Origin of the sequence: Mucilaginibacter inviolabilis (assembly GCF_011089895.1) — a bacterium.
Taxonomy (GTDB): domain Bacteria; phylum Bacteroidota; class Bacteroidia; order Sphingobacteriales; family Sphingobacteriaceae; genus Mucilaginibacter; species Mucilaginibacter inviolabilis.
Map to the genome: position 1 here is coordinate 3015773 of NZ_JAANAT010000001.1, position 20225 is coordinate 3035997.

The 20225-nt window shown below is 43.7% G+C and carries 18 protein-coding genes; 8 read left to right on the plus strand and 10 right to left on the minus strand.

The window, feature by feature from the left end; translation table 11 throughout:
• Nucleotides 1–73: 73 nt before the first annotated feature.
• Together G7092_RS12295 and lolA1 are read left to right on the plus strand one after the other, a co-directional pair.
• The gene (locus tag G7092_RS12295) at nt 74–2635 is read left to right on the plus strand and encodes an FtsK/SpoIIIE family DNA translocase (RefSeq protein WP_166089671.1); all 2562 of its coding nucleotides are present in this window, start codon (nt 74–76) and stop codon (nt 2633–2635) included.
• A 156-nt stretch (nt 2636–2791) separates the two neighbouring features.
• Nucleotides 2792–3469: an outer membrane lipoprotein periplasmic chaperone LolA1 gene (gene lolA1, locus G7092_RS12300; RefSeq protein WP_166089673.1), complete on the plus strand. Its 678-nt coding sequence runs from the start codon at nt 2792–2794 to the stop codon at nt 3467–3469.
• Nucleotides 3470–3726: 257 nt separating this feature from the next.
• Here lolA1 and G7092_RS12305 read toward each other — a convergent pair whose 3' ends face one another.
• The 4 genes from G7092_RS12305 to G7092_RS12320 form a co-directional block, all read right to left on the minus strand.
• A complete protein-coding gene (locus G7092_RS12305) occupies nt 3727–3978 on the minus strand; it encodes a DUF1456 family protein (RefSeq protein WP_076374097.1) in 252 nt (83 codons plus the stop codon).
• A 16-nt stretch (nt 3979–3994) separates the two neighbouring features.
• Nucleotides 3995–5296, minus strand: coding sequence for a DEAD/DEAH box helicase (locus G7092_RS12310; protein ID WP_166090988.1), 1302 nt, complete (start codon nt 5294–5296; stop codon nt 3995–3997).
• A 288-nt stretch (nt 5297–5584) separates the two neighbouring features.
• Complete coding sequence (locus G7092_RS12315; RefSeq protein WP_166089676.1) at nt 5585–5866, minus strand: hypothetical protein; 282 nt, start codon at nt 5864–5866, stop codon at nt 5585–5587.
• 71 nt (nt 5867–5937) lie between these two features.
• Entirely contained in the window at nt 5938–6615 is a 678-nt protein-coding gene (locus tag G7092_RS12320) for a pseudouridine synthase (RefSeq protein WP_166089678.1), read from the minus strand.
• Between the two features lie 133 nt (nt 6616–6748).
• On the opposite strand from G7092_RS12320, the gene G7092_RS12325 reads away from it, so the two are divergent.
• On the plus strand, nt 6749–7894 hold the full coding sequence (locus G7092_RS12325; RefSeq protein WP_166089680.1) for an acyltransferase family protein: 1146 nt from the start codon (nt 6749–6751) through the stop codon (nt 7892–7894).
• A 192-nt stretch (nt 7895–8086) separates the two neighbouring features.
• On the opposite strand, the gene rlmF is transcribed toward G7092_RS12325, so the two are convergent.
• The gene (rlmF, locus tag G7092_RS12330; protein WP_166089683.1) at nt 8087–9040 is read right to left on the minus strand and encodes a 23S rRNA (adenine(1618)-N(6))-methyltransferase RlmF; all 954 of its coding nucleotides are present in this window, start codon (nt 9038–9040) and stop codon (nt 8087–8089) included.
• 20 nt (nt 9041–9060) lie between these two features.
• Nucleotides 9061–9534, minus strand: coding sequence for a pyrophosphohydrolase domain-containing protein (locus tag G7092_RS12335; RefSeq protein ID WP_235953818.1), 474 nt, complete (start codon nt 9532–9534; stop codon nt 9061–9063).
• Nucleotides 9535–9882: 348 nt separating this feature from the next.
• Between G7092_RS12335 and G7092_RS12340 the strand changes: the two genes are divergently transcribed.
• The 3 genes from G7092_RS12340 (at nt 9883) to G7092_RS12350 (ending at nt 13030) form a co-directional block, all read left to right on the plus strand.
• On the plus strand, nt 9883–10320 hold the full coding sequence (locus G7092_RS12340; protein ID WP_166089685.1) for a histone: 438 nt from the start codon (nt 9883–9885) through the stop codon (nt 10318–10320).
• 338 nt (nt 10321–10658) lie between these two features.
• On the plus strand, nt 10659–11831 hold the full coding sequence (locus G7092_RS12345) for a DUF5009 domain-containing protein (RefSeq protein ID WP_166089687.1): 1173 nt from the start codon (nt 10659–10661) through the stop codon (nt 11829–11831).
• A 35-nt stretch (nt 11832–11866) separates the two neighbouring features.
• On the plus strand, nt 11867–13030 hold the full coding sequence (locus tag G7092_RS12350; protein ID WP_166089691.1) for a glycoside hydrolase family 18 protein: 1164 nt from the start codon (nt 11867–11869) through the stop codon (nt 13028–13030).
• 192 nt (nt 13031–13222) lie between these two features.
• Here the strand turns inward: G7092_RS12350 and G7092_RS12355 are convergent, their stop codons facing one another.
• The 3 genes from G7092_RS12355 to G7092_RS12365 are packed head-to-tail and all read right to left on the minus strand — an operon-like array spanning nt 13223 to nt 15323.
• The gene (locus G7092_RS12355) at nt 13223–13975 is read right to left on the minus strand and encodes a ThuA domain-containing protein (protein WP_166089693.1); all 753 of its coding nucleotides are present in this window, start codon (nt 13973–13975) and stop codon (nt 13223–13225) included.
• Between the two features lie 20 nt (nt 13976–13995).
• Nucleotides 13996–14751: a ThuA domain-containing protein gene (locus tag G7092_RS12360; RefSeq protein WP_166089695.1), complete on the minus strand. Its 756-nt coding sequence runs from the start codon at nt 14749–14751 to the stop codon at nt 13996–13998.
• 29 nt (nt 14752–14780) lie between these two features.
• Nucleotides 14781–15323: a DUF4468 domain-containing protein gene (locus tag G7092_RS12365; protein WP_166089697.1), complete on the minus strand. Its 543-nt coding sequence runs from the start codon at nt 15321–15323 to the stop codon at nt 14781–14783.
• A 182-nt stretch (nt 15324–15505) separates the two neighbouring features.
• Here G7092_RS12365 and G7092_RS12370 point away from each other — a divergent pair, with 182 nt between their 5' ends.
• Nucleotides 15506–16276 (plus strand): ThuA domain-containing protein, encoded by a 771-nt coding sequence (locus tag G7092_RS12370; RefSeq protein WP_166089700.1) that lies wholly within the window; start codon nt 15506–15508, stop codon nt 16274–16276.
• A 334-nt stretch (nt 16277–16610) separates the two neighbouring features.
• On the opposite strand, the gene G7092_RS12375 is transcribed toward G7092_RS12370, so the two are convergent.
• Nucleotides 16611–16808, minus strand: coding sequence for a hypothetical protein (locus tag G7092_RS12375; RefSeq protein ID WP_166089702.1), 198 nt, complete (start codon nt 16806–16808; stop codon nt 16611–16613).
• 467 nt (nt 16809–17275) lie between these two features.
• On the opposite strand from G7092_RS12375, the gene G7092_RS12380 reads away from it, so the two are divergent.
• The gene (locus G7092_RS12380) at nt 17276–20194 is read left to right on the plus strand and encodes a triple tyrosine motif-containing protein (protein ID WP_166089704.1); all 2919 of its coding nucleotides are present in this window, start codon (nt 17276–17278) and stop codon (nt 20192–20194) included.
• Nucleotides 20195–20225: the final 31 nt, after the last annotated feature.

The following is a 20225-nucleotide window of genomic DNA, read 5'->3' on the forward strand; positions in this document are numbered from 1 at the left end:
TGGGATTAACCACCAAGTCCTAAATCCCGTGAAATTTTGTGTAAGTTTGCAGTAAAAGGATGTTACATCAGCGATGCCGGTAAAAGGAAATCAGTTTAAATCAAATAGTTTTAAGGACGATAATCAGCCCCGCCAAACGGGAAAAGTTGAAAAGGAAAGAGCGCCAAAGCGCAGGCTGCCCAGCATGCCGCGCCTGGATATGGAGAATGGGAAGACGGTTAAAATAGCAGGCTTACTGTCGCTTTTGATGTCGATCTTTTTCCTGATAGCCTTCACCTCTTACCTGTTCACCTGGCAGGAAGACCAGAGTTATATATCAACCACCAACGGCGGCTGGCATAACCTGGCTACAGGCAAAACCGTGCAGGAAATTGCCGATACCGGCAACCCGCAGATAGCACAAAACTGGCTGGGTAAATTTGGCGCATTGCTTAGCAACCAGTTTATTTATGAATGGTTTGGTGTGGCCTCGTTCCTGTTTGTGTTCATCTTTTTTGTGATCGGTTACCGCCTGCTCTTTAAGGTAAGGTTGTTTTCCATTATCAAAACATTGGGTTATACCCTGTTTAGTATCGTATTTATTTCTACCACTATAGCTTATTTTCACGCTTTTATTATTGATTATCCGCATTACCTGGAGGGTGGTTTTGGCTACTGGACAAATCGTTTGCTGGATGCGCAGATCGGCCCGGCGGGTACGGGTGGTTTCCTGGTATTTGCCGCACTTACAGTACTGGTAATTGCCTATAATATTGACTTTAAACTACCGCAACGTAAAAACCGACCGGCAGCACCAATAGCTGTTGATGAAGTGTCGCCAGAGCCGGTTGAAATGACAGAGGAAGAACCTTCTATTCCGTTGGAATGGCCACGGGGTAATAATCGCATCAAGGAAACGCATGTGACATCCATTATGCCCGAACCCAGGCAACAGCAACAACCATTGGAACAAACGCCCATTTATCACGAGCCGGTTGTGCTTAAGCCATCATCAACACATGAACCGGAGGAGGAAACCGAGATTCCGCTTACTATTGATACCAATCGTCCGCTGCCTGAACTCAATGTAGAAAAAACCGACGACGACAAAGCCAAAGATCTGGTAAATCAGTTTGGCATTTATGACCATAAACTCGACCTGGCAACATACAAAATGCCGCACCTGGAACTGTTAGAGAACCACGGATCGAATAAAATATCAGTTAACGCCGAAGAGCTGGAAGCCAACAAGAACAAAATTGTTGAAACGCTGAATCATTATAATATCGAGATCGATAAGATCAAGGCTACCATCGGGCCAACGGTTACGTTGTATGAGATCATCCCGGCGCCGGGTGTGCGTATCTCCAAGATCAAAAACCTGGAAGATGATATCGCCCTGAGTTTGGCGGCATTGGGCATCCGTATCATCGCGCCAATGCCAGGTAAGGGAACTATCGGTATCGAGGTGCCAAATCAGAACCCCGAAATGGTATCGATGCGCTCGATCCTATCGACAGAGAAATTCCAGAACACTACGATGGACCTGCCCATCGCCCTCGGTAAAACCATATCCAACGAGGTATTTATTGCCGATTTGGCCAAGATGCCACACTTATTGGTGGCTGGTGCTACCGGTCAGGGTAAATCGGTTGGTATCAATGCCATATTGGTTTCGCTGCTGTATAAAAAGCATCCTGCGGAACTAAAATTTGTACTGGTAGATCCCAAAAAGGTGGAGCTTACGCTTTTCCGTAAAATTGAAAGACACTTCCTGGCTAAGCTCCCTGACGAAGGCGATGCCATTATTACCGATACCAAAAAGGTGGTGAATACGCTCAACTCGCTTTGTATCGAGATGGATCAGCGTTATGACCTGCTGAAAGATGCACAAGTACGTAACCTGAAAGAGTATAACGCCAAATTTGTAAACCGTAAGATCAGCGATCCGGAAAAACACCGCTACCTGCCATTCATCGTACTGGTGATTGACGAGTTTGCCGATTTGATGATGACCGCCGGTAAAGAGGTGGAAATGCCGATAGCCCGTATTGCCCAGCTGGCCCGTGCCGTAGGTATACACCTGGTTATTGCCACACAACGTCCATCAGTTAATATCATTACGGGTACTATTAAAGCCAATTTCCCGTCAAGACTGGCATTCAGGGTACTTTCCAAGATCGATTCACGCACCATTCTTGATGCCGGTGGCGCTGATCAATTGATCGGTCGCGGGGATATGCTGTTTAGTACGGGCAGCGACCTGATTCGTTTGCAATGTGCCTTTGTGGATACTCCGGAGGTTGAAGCCATTTCAGATTTTATTGGAAACCAAAAAGGTTATCCAACCGCCCTGTTCCTGCCCGAATATGTGGGTGAAGGCGAAACCAGCAGCGCTAAAGAATATGATCCGGATGATCGCGATCCGATGTTTGAAGAGGCTGCCCGCCTTATCGTGATGCACCAACAGGGCTCCACTTCACTCATCCAGCGTAAAATGAAACTGGGCTATAACCGTGCCGGCAGAATCATTGACCAATTAGAGGCCGCAGGTATTGTAGGCGCTTTTGAAGGCAGCAAGGCCCGCGATGTACTTTATCCCGATGAATACAGCCTGGAACGCTATCTGGAAACCCTTCAAAAACCCAAAGATTAAACCTATTCAAATTTATTTACTCTAACAGAGTAACTATTAACAATAATAGTTGTTGATGTAAAAAACACTGATGAAACCATCATGAGCCGCCGTCAAAAAAAACAAATGAATATGCTCGTGATAGCTTCATTACCAATAAAAAAACAGATTATTTTAATGAAAAAGATACTCCTTTATTCCATTTTAGCTATAAGCACCTGCAGCCCCGCTTTCGCCCAAAAAGATACACAAGCTAAAGCTATATTAAACCAGGTAAGCCAAAAGTATAAATCATACGATGCTATCAAGACAGATTTTAGTTTTACGCTCGATAATCCACAGGCTGGCGTTAAAGAAACCCAGAACGGCACTTTAATTTCAAAAGCAAAATCGGGCAAATACCGGGTAACCCTTTATGCTTCGACCGGTGGAAAAGATGTAGACAAGGAAATCATCAACGATGGCAAAACCCAATGGACCTACCTCAAAAAAGATAAAGAAGTACAGGTTGGCGACGCGCCAAAAGGCACAGATGGTGTTAGCAACCCCTCACAAATTTTCACCATCTATGAACATGGTTACAAATACTTGTACACCGGTGAGCAAAAAATAGGTGGAAAAGCCTATCAGGTCATCGACCTGACCCCCGAAAACGAAAAACAAAATATTTTTAAGGTCCGCCTGTTGATAGACAAAGCCAAAAAACAGATTTACAGCGCGCAACTGTTTGATAAAAACGGTAATAAATACAACTACACCGTACGCAGCTTTACCCCGAATGCCCAAATTGCCGACGCCACATTTGCATGGGACGCCAAAGGCCACCCGGGTGTGGAATTAGTTGACCTGAGATAAGATTAGGTTTTACGTTGGCCGTAATAAATTTTACGTTTGATATTTAACAAGAAGAGCGATGATAAAATCATCGCTCTTCTTGTTTTTAGTTCCCTCCCAAGGGAGGGGTGCGGCTGGCTTGAGCGCAATGGCAGGGAGGGGTTTCTGCAAGAGGTGATTACCCGGCGATGAAACCCCTACCTCCCCTTCCCCAAGGAAGGGATCGCACTAACCCTATTTCCTTTTATGTAGTGAACAAAAACGTCCAACCTAAATCCCTATTTCCCTTCCACCTTAGGTGCCCTTTTATCAGGCATAGGGCCGCGTTGATGAATGATGAGGCCATTCAGAAAATTGCGCAGGATCTGGTCGCCGCAAGGCTTAAAATTGGGGTGATCGTCGGCACGGAAAATGGCACCCAGTTCCGTTTTGGTGATGCGGAAGTTAACCAGTTCCAAAACTTTTACAATATCATCATCGGTAAATTTCATCGCTACACGTAGCTTTTTCATGATATCATTATTGCTCATGCTCTTCTCAGTTTTATTATCTTGAAATATCTATTTTAACTTTTTTGTTTTTGATCTTCTCGCCTTTCACCGCTTGTACTGCCCGCTCAATACGGTTACGTTTTACCGCCGCGTATGAAGCGTAATCGTGTACTTCTATTAGCCCTACATCTTCCTTATCCAATCCGCCTTTTTTAAGTAGTAGACCCACGATGTCGATCTTATTTACCTTATCTTTTTTACCCGCGGCAATGTACAATGTAGCCCATGGCGATAACGGTGGTATCACCGGATTCTCGGGCAATTCCTCTATCTCGGGCATTTCTTTTAGATAAGATGGCTTTTCATCGGGCGACAGGATCAGGTATGATGTACCCTTCGCATGCATACGAGCCGTACGGCCGTTCCGATGAGTGTAAGCCTCCTCGTTATGCGGCAGTTGATAATGTACCACATGCTCAATCTCGGGTATATCCAGTCCACGGGATGCAAGGTCAGTGGTGATGAGTAAACGATGGCTGCCATTCCGGAATTTTAACAAAGCCCGCTCACGGTCCTCCTGTTCCATTCCGCCGTGAAATATATCATGCGGCAAACCAAGGTCAAACAACAGATCGCTGATGCGTTCAACTGCATCACGATGATTACAAAAAACCAACGTGGCGTTATCGCCTATTTTACAAATGAGGGCAAACAGCGCATCCAGTTTATCGGCAGCTTCGACTATAACGGCTTTTTGTTTGATATCAGGGGCTGAAGCGGCATTGGTTAGATAATCCAGTGTGCTGGGCTTTATTATTCCAGTAAAAGCCGGAATCTCCTCCATTTTGGTAGCAGACGTCAGGATGCGTTTTTTAATGGCGGGCATCTGTTTAATGATATAAGCCATATCCTCCTGAAAACCAAATTCCAGGGCTTTGTCAAATTCGTCGAGTATCAGGGTATGGATGGTATCGGTACTAAAGCTTTCGCGGCGCAGGTGATGCGCTATGCGGCCAGGCGTACCAATCAATACGGCTGGCGGCTGCGACAGGTTGTTTCGTTCAATTTTTACGGGATGACCACCATAGCAACAGTTCACTTTAAATCCGCTGCCTATGGCCTTAAAAACCTGCTCTATCTGTAAAGCCAGCTCGCGCGATGGCACCATGATGAGCGCCTGCACTGTTGGTATTTGAGCATCCAGCAAACTCAATAGTGGCAGTAAAAAACCCAGCGTTTTACCCGAGCCTGTGGGCGACAGCAATATCACATCGCTTTTTTTGGCGGCGCTGATGGCTGCCTCCTGCATAGGGTTTAACGCGTTTATCTTAAGATTCAGAAGGGCTTGCTTGATCATTATTTGTGCTGGAGTATGCGGCAAAGATAAGCTAAATAAACGACTCACCCGGTCATCGCTTCGCTCGACCACCCTCTCTTCACCTGCGGCGGAAAGAGGGTAAAAGCAGTTTGTCATGCTGAACGGAGTGAAGCATCTATTGAGCGCCATCTTTATCGCAGAATAGATCCTTCGCTATGCTCAGGATGACAAGAAAAAAGTAGGCTGTCATGCTGAGCTCCGTCGAAGCATGGGGGCCAGGCCTCTGCGCTCGCCCTTCGACAAGCTCAGGGTGACAGGCCATCTTATCTACCCCATTTTCTCCTCTTCTAACTCCTGGTTGGTTTTTTCCTGTATGTAGGTAGCTATCTCGGCTGCTTGCTCGTGGGTCAGGTCGCCAAAGCCGGTGTATTCCCATTCGCGCAGATCGTCGTCAAAAACAATATCACCCAAACCTACTTCTCCCTCACTTAGTTTAAATACACCGGTTATATATAATGCGCCACCCGATATGGTTTGATTTACGGGTTTTATGGTGATGGTACGGTCGCCGTCATCGGTGTATAACTTATATTCTGCCGGTTTAATCATCTTTTATCTGTTTAGGTAAAAGACAATTATCAAGCCATTTTGTTTATTTCATCACCCTAAAGCTGAAGCTTTTACCAACCCATAATTTGCATCACCCGCTTAAATTCAGGCTGCAGACCGGCATCAATTTGTATGGCTTCGCCGCTAACCGGATGGGTAAATTCCAGGTGCGAGGCGTGCAGCAGCATGGTTTCCATATCCCAGGTTTCTTTAAACAGTTTGTTCTGCTTGTTACAGCCGTGGGTACGGTCGCCTATAATGGGATGAAAAATATGACTAAAATGCTTGCGTAACTGGTGCATACGCCCCGTAGTGGGCACAGCCTCCACCAGCGAATAGCGCGATGTAGGATGTTTGCCCAAAGGCACATCCAGCTCGGCCCGCTTTACGGTAGTATATTGGGTAAAAGCATCTTGCAAAGTACCGTTCTCTTTGCGCAGTGGGTAATCGATATTTTCCTGATCAGGGGTATGACCACGAACAATAGCCAGGTATTTTTTGTGTACCTGGTTTTCCATAAACTGTTGCTGCATGGCAATTTCGGCAGGTTTATCCAAGGCGAATAACAATATCCCTCCAGTTTTGCGGTCGATACGGTGAGCAGGGTTTACCTTCTGACCTATCTGATCGCGCAGCAATTGCAGGGCAAACTCCGATGCATCGGCAGCTATGGGCGACCGGTGTACCAGCAATCCGTGTGGTTTATTGATGGCGATAAGATGTTCATCGCGGTATATGATCTCTAACATGCAGCACTCGTTCAAAACGCGAAGGTACAACGCTGCGTAACAATTTCATTTTACAAAGTATGGTTAACTAAAAAAAATATTTTAAATAGGGTGCTTTTTATATCTTTAGTACCAACTAAAATCTTTTTGCAATATGGCCACTAGCGCAACCGCATCAGCAGGCAATGCCGATGATATCAATAAGGCATCAACCCGCTTATTTTCGTTAGACGCTCTGCGGGGCTTTGATATGTTTTGGATAATGGGCGGCGAGGAGATTTTTCATACCCTGGCCAAAACCACCAAATCGCCATTCTGGGAGGCCATAGCACTACAATTCACTCACCCCGACTGGAACGGTTTCCATCTGTACGACCTGATATTTCCACTATTTCTGTTCATGGCAGGTGTATCCACCCCATTCTCGGTAGGCCGCGAACTGGAAAAGGGTAAAAGTAAAAAACAATTAACCTTAAGAGTGATCAGAAGAGCTGCCATACTGGTGCTTCTTGGTATTGTTTATAATAATGGATTAAACATTATGCCTATATCGCAAATCCGTTTTGCCAGCGTGCTTGGCCGTATCGGCATTGCCTACATGTTTGCTAATATCATTTACATCTACAGCCGGGAACGGATGCAGATGGTATGGTTCTGGGTTTTTATTATTGGCTATTGGTTGCTGCTTAAATTCACCTCGGCACCGGGTTTCCCGCATGGCGATCTGACCATGCAGGGGAATTTTGCCTCGTATATGGATCGTTTGATATTACCTGGAAAACTGTATTTAGGCATTCATGATCCCGAAGGTTTATTCTCTACCATACCGGCCATCAGCACCGGCTTATTGGGTATATTAACCGGTCAGCTTCTGAAAAAAACAGGACTGGCCCAAACCCGTAAAGTAGCTATTATGGCGGTTACCGGGGTCATATTCCTGATCATAGCACAGATCTGGAACCTGGATTTTCCGATCAATAAAAATCTGTGGACAAGCTCATTTGTGATGCAGGTGGGCGGTTTGAGCTTGTTGTTGATGGCCCTGTTTTATTATGTGATTGATGTGCTGGGTTATCAAAAATGGGCCTTCTTTTTCAGGGTCATCGGCATGAACTCCATCCTCATCTATATTTCCGGACATTTTATCAAGTGGCAATTCACCAGCAATGCTTTTTTTGGCTGGATAGGGCAGTTGGTTGGTGATCCATACAATATTGTGGTGATGGCCGTTTGCTTTATCCTGGTGAAATGGGTTTTTCTATATTATTTGTACCAGAAGAAGACATTTTTGCGGGTGTGACCGTTGATGGTTCTGATGACGTTGATTTCGTTGATTATCTGAACCTTGATTTTTAGGATTAAGGGATCTCCACGATTTACTTATGCAAATCAAAATCCTATAATCTGATAAATCCCATAAATCATAGTTCAGACAAAATCTATTTAATCAAGGTTCAGACAAATATCAGCGAAATCAACGCAATCAAAATAATCAACGGTGCTGTTCTTCCGGTGTAAAAAATGTCCAGGCCATAATACGGCTAACTTTTTGACCTTGCGACATATTGATGGTTTGCACTTCCTTGGCGCCAGCCTTTTGCAGGGCATTGTACAAAATACGCAGATTTTCTTTTTTGGATACCAACGAGGTGAACCATAAGCATTGTTTGGCAAAGCGGGTGCTCTGGGTAGCCATCTGTTTTAAAAACGCGGCCTCGCCACCGGGGTACCATAATTCGGTATTCTGACCGCCAAAGTTTAATAGCGGTTCTTCTTTGCCCTTCGCGGTATGCAGGCCAAGGTTATTCCATTTACGACGCGATCCTTCAGCAGCTTCCCTTACAGATGCATGAAACGGAGGATTGCAGACTGTCAGATCGAAAAACTCACCCGGCTTTATAGCAAACGTAAAAATATCAGCCCGGTGCTTTTGCAGGCGTAATTCAACGGTCTTTTTCAACTGATCATTACTATCAATGATCTTTTGTGCCGATTCAATAGCCGCCTCGTCGATATCTACCCCAACAAAGCTCCAACCGTATTCTTGTACGCCAATGATGGGATAAACACAGTTGGCGCCTACACCGATATCCAGCACCCGCACCTTTTTGCCTTTGCGTACCACACCACCGTTTGAAGTAGCCAACAGATCAGCCACGTAATGGATATAATCGGCCCGGCCGGGTATCGGCGGGCACAAATAACCTTCGGGAATATCCCAGCTGGCAATGCGATAATGATGCTTTAGCAATGCTTTGTTCAGCATTTTTACCGCATCGGGGTTGGCAAAATTGATGGTTTGGTTATCGTATTGATTTACCGTAACAAAAGGCCGTAAGGCCGGCGTGGCCCGCATCAGCGCTTTAAAATCGTATCCCAGGCGGTGCTGGTTACGCGGATGCATGGTTTCTTTTGCTTCGGGTTGGTTTGGGGCTGATTCTGGCAAGTTTTTTATTTTAAGTATGGTTATCCTACAATGCTGCCCAGATTGGCAGGTGAATAATTGATTGATTTCAGGGTTTTGTTATCCGATGTACGGTAAACCAAAAATAATCCATCAATCTCTTTATAGTGTGATTCGGTACCGGCTGTATTACGGTAATGTTCAATAGTTTGGTTAGCCTCTTCAACGGTTTTGCAGGCTTTGCTCATATTGGAGCGATGCACTTCGTCAAATAACTCTTTAAACTTTTGACCCAGTCCAAATTCCAGTACTGCACCCGATAGCACATATTGCAAATCGCAAAGGGCATCTGCTACCTCCACCAGGTTGTTATCATCAACCGCTTGTTGCAGCTCCTTTAGCTCTTCTGCCAATAGTTCAATGCGCAATTGACTGCGTTCTTTGGAAGGAATAGCCGGTTCGGCAACAATGGGGTGTTTAAAAGTGGTATGAAATTCCGCTACCTGGTTTAAGGAGTTTAAATCTTTGATCATCATATAAAAACAATATAAGCGCTGCTAAGTTATCAATTAACCCAAAAGCTTTCAAAAAATGATTGTTCACAAAAAGCAAAATGTCGCATGATACAATCATTTATATCATACATATTCATTAATCCAACCATCATAAAATCTGGTTAAGCTGATTAATAATATACAATTAATATTAAAAGCTAATGGTAGATCGCTAAAAATGAACATAATAGTCAATTTATCTTGTTAATAATTAATTAACATTAACTATCTTTATTAACATAAACATAATATTAAAATCACTGTTTATTAACTTAGCTTTGTGCCGAAAATTAATTTCAAAAAACACTCAGAATTTCCTTGTCCAGTAATATGAAAAACGATAAAAATAAGACAGCCACTAAAGAAGCCCGTAAGGCTCTTAAGAAACAATTAAACGATAAACTGTTTGCACAGATCAAAACCGTAGTAAGCGAATTTGAATCAGACCTAAAAAAGGTGAACAAAGCTATTGAAAAAGCCTCAAAAAACCTGGCCAAAACATTAGCTGCAAAAATTGGTGAAAACACGGCTCCTGCTAAAAAAGTAGCAGTTCCACAAGCACTTGTTACCAAAGACAAAAAAGTAGCAGTTCCACAAGCGCTTGCTGCTAAAGATAAAAAAGTAGCAGTTCCACAGGCACTTGCCACTAAAACGGCTGCAGCGCCAAAAGTTGCCGCCGCTAAAAAACCGGCAGCGACACCGGCTCCAGCTCCTGCAAAAACCGCAGCCAAACCAGCTGCAAAAAAGGAAACAACACCTAAAGCGTAAGTTTTATATAACTATATACAGAGTATAATTATGCTCAAAAATAAGCAAGACCCGAAAAGAGTCTTGCTTATTTTTTTGCCAAATTTCTATCTTAAGCCGTCACCAATATCAACTACTAAACCTGTTTACCCCTCGCATTCCGCCTGTTTCTACCTATCGTAGTGGTAAAGTAGTGCCCAATTAATACAATCCGGATCATTTCCCTTTTAGATTTGCTTGAAGGCATATAAAACAAATTTGCTTAACTTATACTCGTGTATTGATCTGCATAAAGCAAACCTGGTTGGCTAAAAGTTAATACACGTACCTATTCATATTTCACAGTTAAACCCTTTTAAATGCAACAGCTACCTAAGCGCCTTTTATCTATCGATGTGCTGCGAGCCATCACTATGCTATTGATGATATTTGTTAACGACGCCAGCGGTGTAAAAAACATCCCCGGATGGATAGACCATGCACCGGGTAAAGCAGATGCCATGGGTTTTGCCGATACCATATTCCCGGCGTTCCTTTTCATTGTAGGTTTGTCGTTACCCTTCGCTATCAAAAACAGGCTCAATAAAGGCGATTCTTTCACCTCTATTTTAATATACATACTTACCCGCAGTGCGGCATTGCTCATCATGGGGTTTTATCATGTAAACCTGGAAAGCTACAGCAATACTTCTGTGTTACCCAAAGCACTTTGGGCGATATTGATTACGCTGGCCTTTTTCCTGATATGGCTGGATTATCCCGAAACCATGGCCAAAGCCAAAAGATACACTTTACAAGGACTAGGGATAGCCATACTAATTGCCATGGCCGTTGTATATAAAGGGAATGACGACGGCGAAATTACCGGTATGCGCCCCGAATGGTGGGGAATACTGGGCATTATTGGCTGGGCCTATCTTATATGTGCCATTGTTTACTTACTGGCAAAAGGCAAACTGAACATTATTCTTCCGATACTGCTGTTATTTGTAGCTATCAATATAGCCCGGCATACTGGCATCATCCATAAAAGATTATTCCTGATCGGCGATGCCTCATCACTCTGTTTAACCATGGGCGGCATTGTAATATCAGAGTTATATGCACGCCTGGTTACTCTTGGCAAAACGCAGCGCATGTGGCTCATTTTTGGGCTTACTGGTGTAGTGTTAATCGTATTAGGATTGGTGATACGCCCCTACACGCAAGGCATCTCCAAGATCCGCTCTACTCCTGCCTGGATATTTATTTGCAGTGGTATTACCATCCTGGTATTTGAGCTGATGATTTACCTGGTTGATGTAAAGGGCAAAAAAAATTGGTTCAAATGGATATGGCCAGCGGGTACCAGTACGCTTACCTGTTACCTGATGCCTTATTTCCAGGTTTTTCTGCTGATGCTTTTCCATATTAATTATCCGGATATTTTCAATTCGGGCATTATCGGCCTGGCCCGTTCTATGGCCACCGCGTTTATATTGATTGCCCTCGTTGGACTGATGGAAAAAAAGCGGATCAGACTCAAAATCTAATAAACACTTATACCATACTTAAACCTCATTATAAAATGATCAACCTAAAATTTCACAAACATCTACTGGCTAAAGCACTGCTTTGTTTATTGCCATTTTTATTACCTGCCATTACGCTCCGGGCACAAAAAGCAACCAAGAAACCTAAATATGTAATTATTGGGTACGTTGGCGGTTATAAAGGTGTAGCCAACATGGAAATGGTGAACCCCGAAAAACTGACCCACATTAACTATGCTTTTGTCAACGTAAAAAACAACCGGGCCTTTTTAAGTCACGAAAGAACGGATACCATTAATTTCCGGAACCTGGTACAGCTTAAAAAGCGTAATCCTGCACTTAAAGTGCTCATATCTATAGGCGGTTGGACCTGGAGCGGCAACTTCTCCGATGCAGTATTGACCGATACCGCTCGCGAAGCTTTCTCGGCCAGCGCGGTAGCCATCATTAAAAAATTTGATCTTGACGGTATTGATATCGACTGGGAGTACCCCGGTATGGCTGGCAACACCGGTAATACTTATCGCCCCGAAGATAAGGTAAACTATACGCTGATGTTTAAAGCCCTGCGACATGACCTGGATATACTGGAAAAACAGGCGGGCAAAAAGCTGCTGTTGACTACGGCGGTTGGAGGGTTTAAACGTTTTTTAGATCATACCGAAATGGATAAAGCTCAGCAATATTTGGACTATATAAACCTCATGACATATGATTATTTCCAGGATGGATCAGGCATCGCAGTTCATCATACCAACCTGTACGCCTCCAAACAATACCAGACAGAAAACTATGCCGATAAAGCTGTATCCGATTTTATTGCCGCCGGTGTGCCTGCCAGCAAATTGGTATTAGGCGTGGCTTTTTATGGTAGATCCTCAAAAGTACTGGATGTTGCCCAGAATGGGTTGGGGATGAAAAGGGCAGAATATGTACATGTGGGAGGTTATACACTGATCAAAGACAGTTTGCTAAACCGCAATGGTTTTAAATATTATCGCGACCGCAATGCTGATGCCCCTTACCTATTCAACGCGGCTACCAAACAATTTATATCATATGATGATGAATGGTCGATAAAAGCTAAATGCCATTATCTGATCAAACATAAAATGGCCGGGGTGATGTTTTGGGAATATGCTGATGATAAAAAGGAATATTTGCTTAATGAAATAGATGCAAGATTGAAGGCGAAGTAAAAGAGAAGTTCGTTATTCACAGTTTTAAAGCTCATAAAGAATATGTCATTGCGAGCGCAGCGTGGCAATCTCCTCGCTTGCATATTAAACGCGAGGAGATTGCTTCGTCGTTCCTCCTCGCAATGACATATTTTTTATAAGTGATTGATTTTGTGCCTCATCTGCACATCTGGAATTTGCACATTTGCACATCTACTTCCTCCCCAACCACAGCACCGCATTCTCAAACAGTTTGTTCTGAATATCCGACGTAAATATCTGATCACCGTGGCCCATGTTGATGTACAGCATTTTGTATTTGGTATTCGTCCAAACTACCGGAATATCGCCCTCGCGGATGATGTCCTTTTTACCCAGGGGATAATTTGCCGGATCGAGCGTGACCAAAACTTTAATGTCTTTGTTTAGCCGGGGACTTGGCTTCCACCCATACCATTCGTTGATGGGCGAAACAAAATGAGCAGGAATGCCTTTAGTCACCGCGTGTTTAGTATCATCAACCAGCAGTTTCGCCGGCAATGGGGGCCAACTGTTGTTATAAAAAACCGAGCTACCTAAAAAGCTCACAAACCAGGGCCATTTGGTATACTTATCGTTATACCCGGCTACATGAAAGCCGATCCAGGCGCCGCCATTATCCATATATTTTACAAAAGCGGTGCGCTGCTCTTCATTCTGCGGAAAATCATTTAGCCAGATGATTAACTGGTAATTTTTCAGATTATCATCGTTCAGATTTTTCCAGTTGGTGGTGGCCTCGAAAGTAAAGCCATCTTTAGCTGCCAGATCAGTAAAGTACTTAATGGCATCGTTGGCAAAATCAACATGATCTGATTCGACAGTGGTGGTGTAAAGGGCCAGCATTTTAAATTTAGATCCCTGGGCAAGCACTACAGTACAACACATAACGGTTATCAGCAGACAAAACAGTTTTTTAAACATCATATGAGTATTTATTATCAACATCATTTACCTGCAGCCCAAAAAATAGCGTTAGTGACCAATTTTACCCAGGCCGGATTATCCAGCAGGTTTGGCGAATGCCCCATGAAAATGTAAACGTTACGGGCCTTTTTCTGCTCGTTAGTCCAAACCACCGGATGGTCTCCCATTTTAATATCGCCTTGAGGATCGTAGGTTGATTCATCAACGCTGGCCAGCACATGCACATTGGGGCGCGGACTTTTATCATAGGTATACCACTCCTCCTGTTGTATCAGGAATGACGCAGGCACGCCTTTCATTACCGGGTGCTTTTTATCCTCAACATTTACCTTCCCTTTGGCAAAGGTGGCTATGTAATTTTTGAAGCTGATACCGCCCATAAAATTCGAGAACCATTGCCACTCATGATAACCATCAAACTCGCCCAGGAGCGTTGCGTGGTGAAAGCCAACCCAACCACCTTTACCTTCGTCGATATATTTCTGGAAGGCGGCCACAGCTTTATCGGTCCAGGCATAGGGGGCATAGTCTAATTGCAAAAACAATTGATACTGGCTCAAAAAGGCGTCGTCTATTTTGTCGGTATTTTGAATATAATCGATAGTAAACCCTTTTTCGGCGGCCAGTTTATCCAGCCATACTTTAGCGCGTTTGGAGAACTCGATATGGTGCCCGCCGTTTTCATACAAGGCCAATACTCTAAAATGTTTAGTTTGCGCATGAACGTTAAAGCAAATAAATAGGCCAAGGCAAATGAACAGCAGTAGTTTTTTCATATATTTTTAGTTGTAGTGTTTGTAAGATTTTATTTATCCATAATGGTTTTTAGCGAGGCCAGGAGTGTACGCGAGTTGTTATTTAAACCGGTAAACAATCGTTTATCTTCTGCCGACCAGGGGTGTCCGCGGCGATAATCCCACCAGCGATATTCAATTTTGGAGTATTCATTGGTGATACCTTTTTCTATCGGCTTTTCGTAATAATTATAGGCGCGATAGGTATATCCGGTATCTGTCACCGCAATAGCTACATTGAACCTTAACCAATAATAGTTCCCCGAATCGCTGGTGACCACTTTGAACAATCCAAAGCCATTAATGGTTCCGGCTTGCCGATCAATAACAACTTTACCTTCCGACTGATCCGGGAACACCATACTAAACCATTTACTTGCCCGCTTAAATAGTTCGGCTTTACCGGCCATATTTTTCGAAGCGTTTTCATAGCTTAACTTTCCCTTATTCATAGGGATATCAATTTTAGCGGTATCTGTTTGCGCAAATGCAAAAGCAGGCAAAGCCAAACAACAGGCCATCAAGCAAAGAATAATAAGCGGGGTTCTTTTCATATAGGTTACAGGTAATCAAATGAGGGGTGCTACGTCAGCAACCCTACAGCAACCAAATATCCTAATTTGCAGCTGTAAAAAGCCTTTATACCTGCCCTACTTTACCACTACGATACGCTGATTACCGTTTTTGAATAAAAAGTTTCGGCTATAATTGCCCGACCTAAACCGAAGGTCGTGCTATGAAAACATTTAAAATTATTGCCATCGTTTTACTGCTCGTTACTGGCAGTTCACTCATTAGCGTTGCTCAAAATAAACACCCGCGTTTCCGGGCTATTGCCATTGCCGAAGTTGGCGGGGGACATGCCTTGTTTGATGCCGCCGCCAAAATATGGCTGGACAAGCTGGCCATCGATAGCAACTTTACCATTGATTATATTACCGATACCAAACCCATAACCAAGGATTTTTTAAAACAATATCAATTGTTTATCCAACTGGATTATCCGCCCTATCCCTGGGGACCAGAAGCTCAGGCGGCTTTTACAGAGTACCTGGAACAAGGTAAAGGTGGCTGGATTGGTTTTCACCATCCTACCCTGCTGGGTGTGTTTGATGGTTACCCCATGTGGCAGTGGTATTGCCAGTTTATGGGTGGCATTGAATTTAAGGATACCATACACGGCGGCACAACTGCCTTACTCACCGTTGAAGATAAAAACCACCCTATTATGGCAGGCTTACCGGCATCATTCACCACCAGGGATGAGTGGTATACCTACAATAAAAGTCCGCGCCCCAATGTGCATGTATTAGCCAGTATTGACGAAAACACCTACGTACCGGATAAGCCCATCAAAATGGGCGATCACCCGGTGATATGGACAAATGAGCATATCAAGGCCAAAAATATCTACATAGCCATGGGCCACTTCCCCGAACTTTTTCAGGACAGCACGTTTACGACGTTGGTGAGAAACACGATATTCTGGACGGTGAAATCTAATTAGTGAATTAGTGATTGGGAACAATTTTTTTTGGTGTAATCGGAACAGAACCGCTTAATATGCCATAAAAGTGGGTTTACATGGTTTACACTTTTTATGGTTAAAATTTATTTAATTAATTGATTTTTAACTAGTTAATTAAATTTTATACCAAATTTGTGTTAACCGACTTTTTAGAGCTTTTGCCTTCTTAACATCTGCCGCCCGATGCAGGGTAATAGCTAATAAAAAAACAGTGGTGCTGATGATTATCCTGTTCCATAAACCCCTTCCTCCCCTTCCCGAGGGAAGGAATCGCACCGGGCCTTAGCTCTTTTCATGGAGGTCATACTGGTTTTTAATTAGTGATTTTTCTTCTCCCGTCAGCAGATAAGCTTCGGGCGAAAGCGGGCAGAACAATGGTGGCTTGTGCGGATGCAGGGCATAGCAAGTTTTTGCTGAAGCGCAGCGGATTGCGCGAACGAAGTGGGGCAAAATAATTGCGGCCCAGGTTCTGTCCGCTTTGCAGGGTAAAGGCCATGAGCCAAAGAAGCATTTCTGCTGACTTGATTTATTCGTTGTTGTTTATTTTTTATCGGTGCTCATTATCTCGCTTCGCTCGGTCTTGGTTACTTTGTATCAAGACAAAGTAACAGCCACAGCGGCAATTGAGCGCTCTACGACATGCATTATTCGTCCTGTATAAAGGAGATTGCTTTGTGCCTCACAATGACGCGGTGATATTTGATATTGTTAAATCTATAAGGCCTGATGAGCGTTCTCAAATGTCAGCACAAGTACCAATAATATCAATGCAGGACACCTCTACATTAACACTACAAAAACCCTCAAAAGGCCCTGATATGACTAATAACAAGTATATACACTCCACTACAAACAAAACATTTACCCTTTATATTAAAATGTTTTTTAAATTACCTTTTTAATCCAATTACCGTGCTCGCCTGATAATGCCGGTTTTATAAAACATTTTAAAATACCTCCTCGGGGGAAGCTTTGTTGATGAAGAAAATCATTCTGTTGATTATTATTTACCACGCTTTGGTTTTTGTTGCCGGTGCGCAAACTACCATAGGTGTGCCCGCTATTAAAAATTACACGCATACAGATTATAACGCCAGTACCGAAGTATGGGATGTAAAGCAGGACCGCAATGGCATACTTTATTTTGCCAATAACGACGGACTTTTAACTTTTGACGGCAGTTACTGGAAAATATACCCTTTACCCAATAAGGGCACCATCAAAGCCCTGGCTATTGACCCCGATGGAAAGATATTTGTAGGCGGACAGGATGAGATAGGCTACTTTTTCCCGGATGCGAACGGCATTTTAAAATATCATTCCATTAAGCAGCTCATGCCGCAGAAAGCAAGACAGTTTGCCGATATATGGAGCATTGTGCTGTTCAAAAATGAAGTTTTCTTCCGCACTATTGAATGTGTTTTTGAGTACAATAACAACGAGATCAAAACATTTGATGCGCCGGGCGGCTGGAGATTGCTGTCAAAAGCCGGATCGCAACTCTTTGCGGAAGATAAGGACGAGGGCCTGATGTTTTTTAAAGATTATCAATGGCAGCCCTGCCATACCCAATTGCCTACTGCCAGTCTGCATATTACCGGGGTGATGGATTATAATCGTGATACGGTACTGCTTACTACGCTGAAACAGGGCTTATTTTTATTAACCGGATCAACCTTAATCAAAAAACCTACCGCTATTGACCCCATTTTACAGAACGACCTGGTAAACTGCGCCAAAAAAATAGGCGATGACCGCTATGCCATCGGCACCAAGGCCCGCGGCCTGATTATTATTGACGGCAAAGGCAATGTGGTAGAACGATTCTCCAACAACGAAGGGCTGCAAAACAATAACGTGCTTGGCCTCTTGCTCGACCGTGACAAAAACCTGTGGCTCGGCCTGGAAAGCGGGATTGATTTTATCAACTATAACACCTCGGTTAAGCGTATTTATGCCAATAAGGATAACCAGTTAAAAAGTAACGCGGTAAGTGTGTTTAACCAAAAATTATTCATAGGTACCTCAAACGGGCTATACAGCGTTCCGCTTGATGCACAGCAAAAAGATATCAGCAATAATAAAGGGGTATTTACCGAGGTAGAAAACACCAAGGGACAGGTATGGAGCCTGCGCGAAATAAACCACCATTTGCTGGTTGGGCATGAGGATGGCGCCTTAGTGGTTGATAATAACCATGTAAAACAGATCACTAACCGGGAAGGTGCCTGGCGGTTTGTGTCCATCCCTTCCTCGCCCGATATTATTGCGGGCACTTACACAGGTTTGCAATTGATCAAAAACAATGGCAATGATTTTAAGGCTGATGTTAAAATGGATGCCCTGTATGAGTCGCTACCCACGTTGGCAAAAGACAATGACGAGCACGTGATATGGGCCTCGCACTCCTATCGTGGGGTTTATAAGATCCAGCTATCTGCTGATAGAAGAAAGATCATTCGTTATACCCAATACACCGATCGTAACGGTTTGCCTTCGGTGATGAACAATCACGCTTATTTCATCAGGGGTAAAATTCTGGTAGCTACCGAAAAGGGCGTTTATGAATATAATGTAAACCAAAACAGGTTTGAACCATCGGCATTCTACAATCAGGCTTTGGGCAATACCTATATAGAGCATCTAATTGCCGATTCTACAGGTAATATCTGGTTTATCAGTAATCAGCGGGCTGGCGTTATGGATTTTAGTAAACCATCAAGCGGCAAGTCATATACCGTGATCTATTTTCCCGAACTGGCTGGGCAAACCGTAAAGGGTGCCGGGTACATTTACCCTTACGATAAAGAAAACATCTTTGTGGGTTCCAACAATGGGGTGTTTCATTTAAATTACCGGCAATATGTACAGTCGGAAACCAAACTGAACGTGTTATTAACCACCGTAAAGGCCATTGCCGAAAAAGACAGCCTGATATTTGGCGGCTACTTTATGAAGGATAATGAGGTGGCCGGCATTCAGGGCAAAAAGCAGATCGTTACTTTATCTAATCATTGGAATTCCTTTCATTTTGAATACTCATCAACCCTGTTTGCGCAAAAAAGTAACGAAGAATTTTCCTATAAGCTGGAAGGTTTTGATAACGAATGGTCAAAATGGTCGGTAAAAACCGAGAAGGATTATACCAATTTGCCTTACGGCCGGTACACCTTTTTGGTAAGGGTACGCAATAACCTTGGTAATGCCTCGGCACCGGTAAGTTATACTTTTGTGGTTGATCCTGCCTGGTACCAAACTATCTGGGCCTACCTTTTTTATCTTTTGCTCGTGATCTTCGCTATCTACCTCACCTTTAAAGAGCAACGGAAACGCTTCGACCTGCATCAGCAAAAACATGAGGAAGAACAGCGCCGCCTGAGCTACCTGCACAGCCTGGAGCTCGACCGGAACGAGAAAGAGATCATCGCCCTGAAAAACAACAACCTGGAATCGGAATTAAACTATAAAAACAAGGAGTTGGCCACCATTACCATGCACCTGGTGGAGCGTGGCCGTATCCTGCTCAATATTCGTGAAGAACTGGTGGCCGCCATTAAAAAAGTGAACATGCCCGATCTGACCCACGAATTCCGGAATGTTTTTAAGCTGGTAACCGATACCGAAAAAAAGGACGACGACTGGAACCACTTTGCCATTTACTTTGACCAGGTACACAACAATTTCCTTTCCATCATGAAAACCCGGTTCCCGGGGCTTAGTCCTACCGATCTGAAACTGTGTGCTTATCTGCGGCTTAATCTCACCTCTAAAGAAATAGCCCAGCTCATGAACATCTCACTCAAAGGTGTCGAGATCAGCCGGTATCGTGTGCGCAAAAAACTGGGTTTAGCTACGGAGGTTAATTTGTATGATTTTTTGATTGATATAACGAAGTAGCCTGTATATCATTTCAAAGGCTGTCATGCTG

What these genes read in the sequence shown, in the direction of transcription:
- G7092_RS12295 (WP_166089671.1), top strand. Translation starts at nt 74, where the DNA reads ATGCCGGTAAAAGGAAATCAGTTTAAATCAAATAGTTTTAAGGACGAT.
- lolA1 (WP_166089673.1), top strand. Translation starts at nt 2,792, where the DNA reads ATGAAAAAGATACTCCTTTATTCCATTTTAGCTATAAGCACCTGCAGC.
- G7092_RS12305 (WP_076374097.1), bottom strand. Translation starts at nt 3,978, where the DNA reads ATGAGCAATAATGATATCATGAAAAAGCTACGTGTAGCGATGAAATTT.
- G7092_RS12310 (WP_166090988.1), bottom strand. Translation starts at nt 5,296, where the DNA reads ATGATCAAGCAAGCCCTTCTGAATCTTAAGATAAACGCGTTAAACCCT.
- G7092_RS12315 (WP_166089676.1), bottom strand. Translation starts at nt 5,866, where the DNA reads ATGATTAAACCGGCAGAATATAAGTTATACACCGATGACGGCGACCGT.
- G7092_RS12320 (WP_166089678.1), bottom strand. Translation starts at nt 6,615, where the DNA reads ATGTTAGAGATCATATACCGCGATGAACATCTTATCGCCATCAATAAA.
- G7092_RS12325 (WP_166089680.1), top strand. Translation starts at nt 6,749, where the DNA reads ATGGCCACTAGCGCAACCGCATCAGCAGGCAATGCCGATGATATCAAT.
- G7092_RS12335 (WP_235953818.1), bottom strand. Translation starts at nt 9,534, where the DNA reads ATGATGATCAAAGATTTAAACTCCTTAAACCAGGTAGCGGAATTTCAT.
- G7092_RS12340 (WP_166089685.1), top strand. Translation starts at nt 9,883, where the DNA reads ATGAAAAACGATAAAAATAAGACAGCCACTAAAGAAGCCCGTAAGGCT.
- G7092_RS12345 (WP_166089687.1), top strand. Translation starts at nt 10,659, where the DNA reads ATGCAACAGCTACCTAAGCGCCTTTTATCTATCGATGTGCTGCGAGCC.
- G7092_RS12350 (WP_166089691.1), top strand. Translation starts at nt 11,867, where the DNA reads ATGATCAACCTAAAATTTCACAAACATCTACTGGCTAAAGCACTGCTT.
- G7092_RS12355 (WP_166089693.1), bottom strand. Translation starts at nt 13,975, where the DNA reads ATGATGTTTAAAAAACTGTTTTGTCTGCTGATAACCGTTATGTGTTGT.
- G7092_RS12360 (WP_166089695.1), bottom strand. Translation starts at nt 14,751, where the DNA reads ATGAAAAAACTACTGCTGTTCATTTGCCTTGGCCTATTTATTTGCTTT.
- G7092_RS12365 (WP_166089697.1), bottom strand. Translation starts at nt 15,323, where the DNA reads ATGAAAAGAACCCCGCTTATTATTCTTTGCTTGATGGCCTGTTGTTTG.
- G7092_RS12370 (WP_166089700.1), top strand. Translation starts at nt 15,506, where the DNA reads ATGAAAACATTTAAAATTATTGCCATCGTTTTACTGCTCGTTACTGGC.
- G7092_RS12375 (WP_166089702.1), bottom strand. Translation starts at nt 16,808, where the DNA reads ATGCTTCTTTGGCTCATGGCCTTTACCCTGCAAAGCGGACAGAACCTG.
- G7092_RS12380 (WP_166089704.1), top strand. Translation starts at nt 17,276, where the DNA reads ATGAAGAAAATCATTCTGTTGATTATTATTTACCACGCTTTGGTTTTT.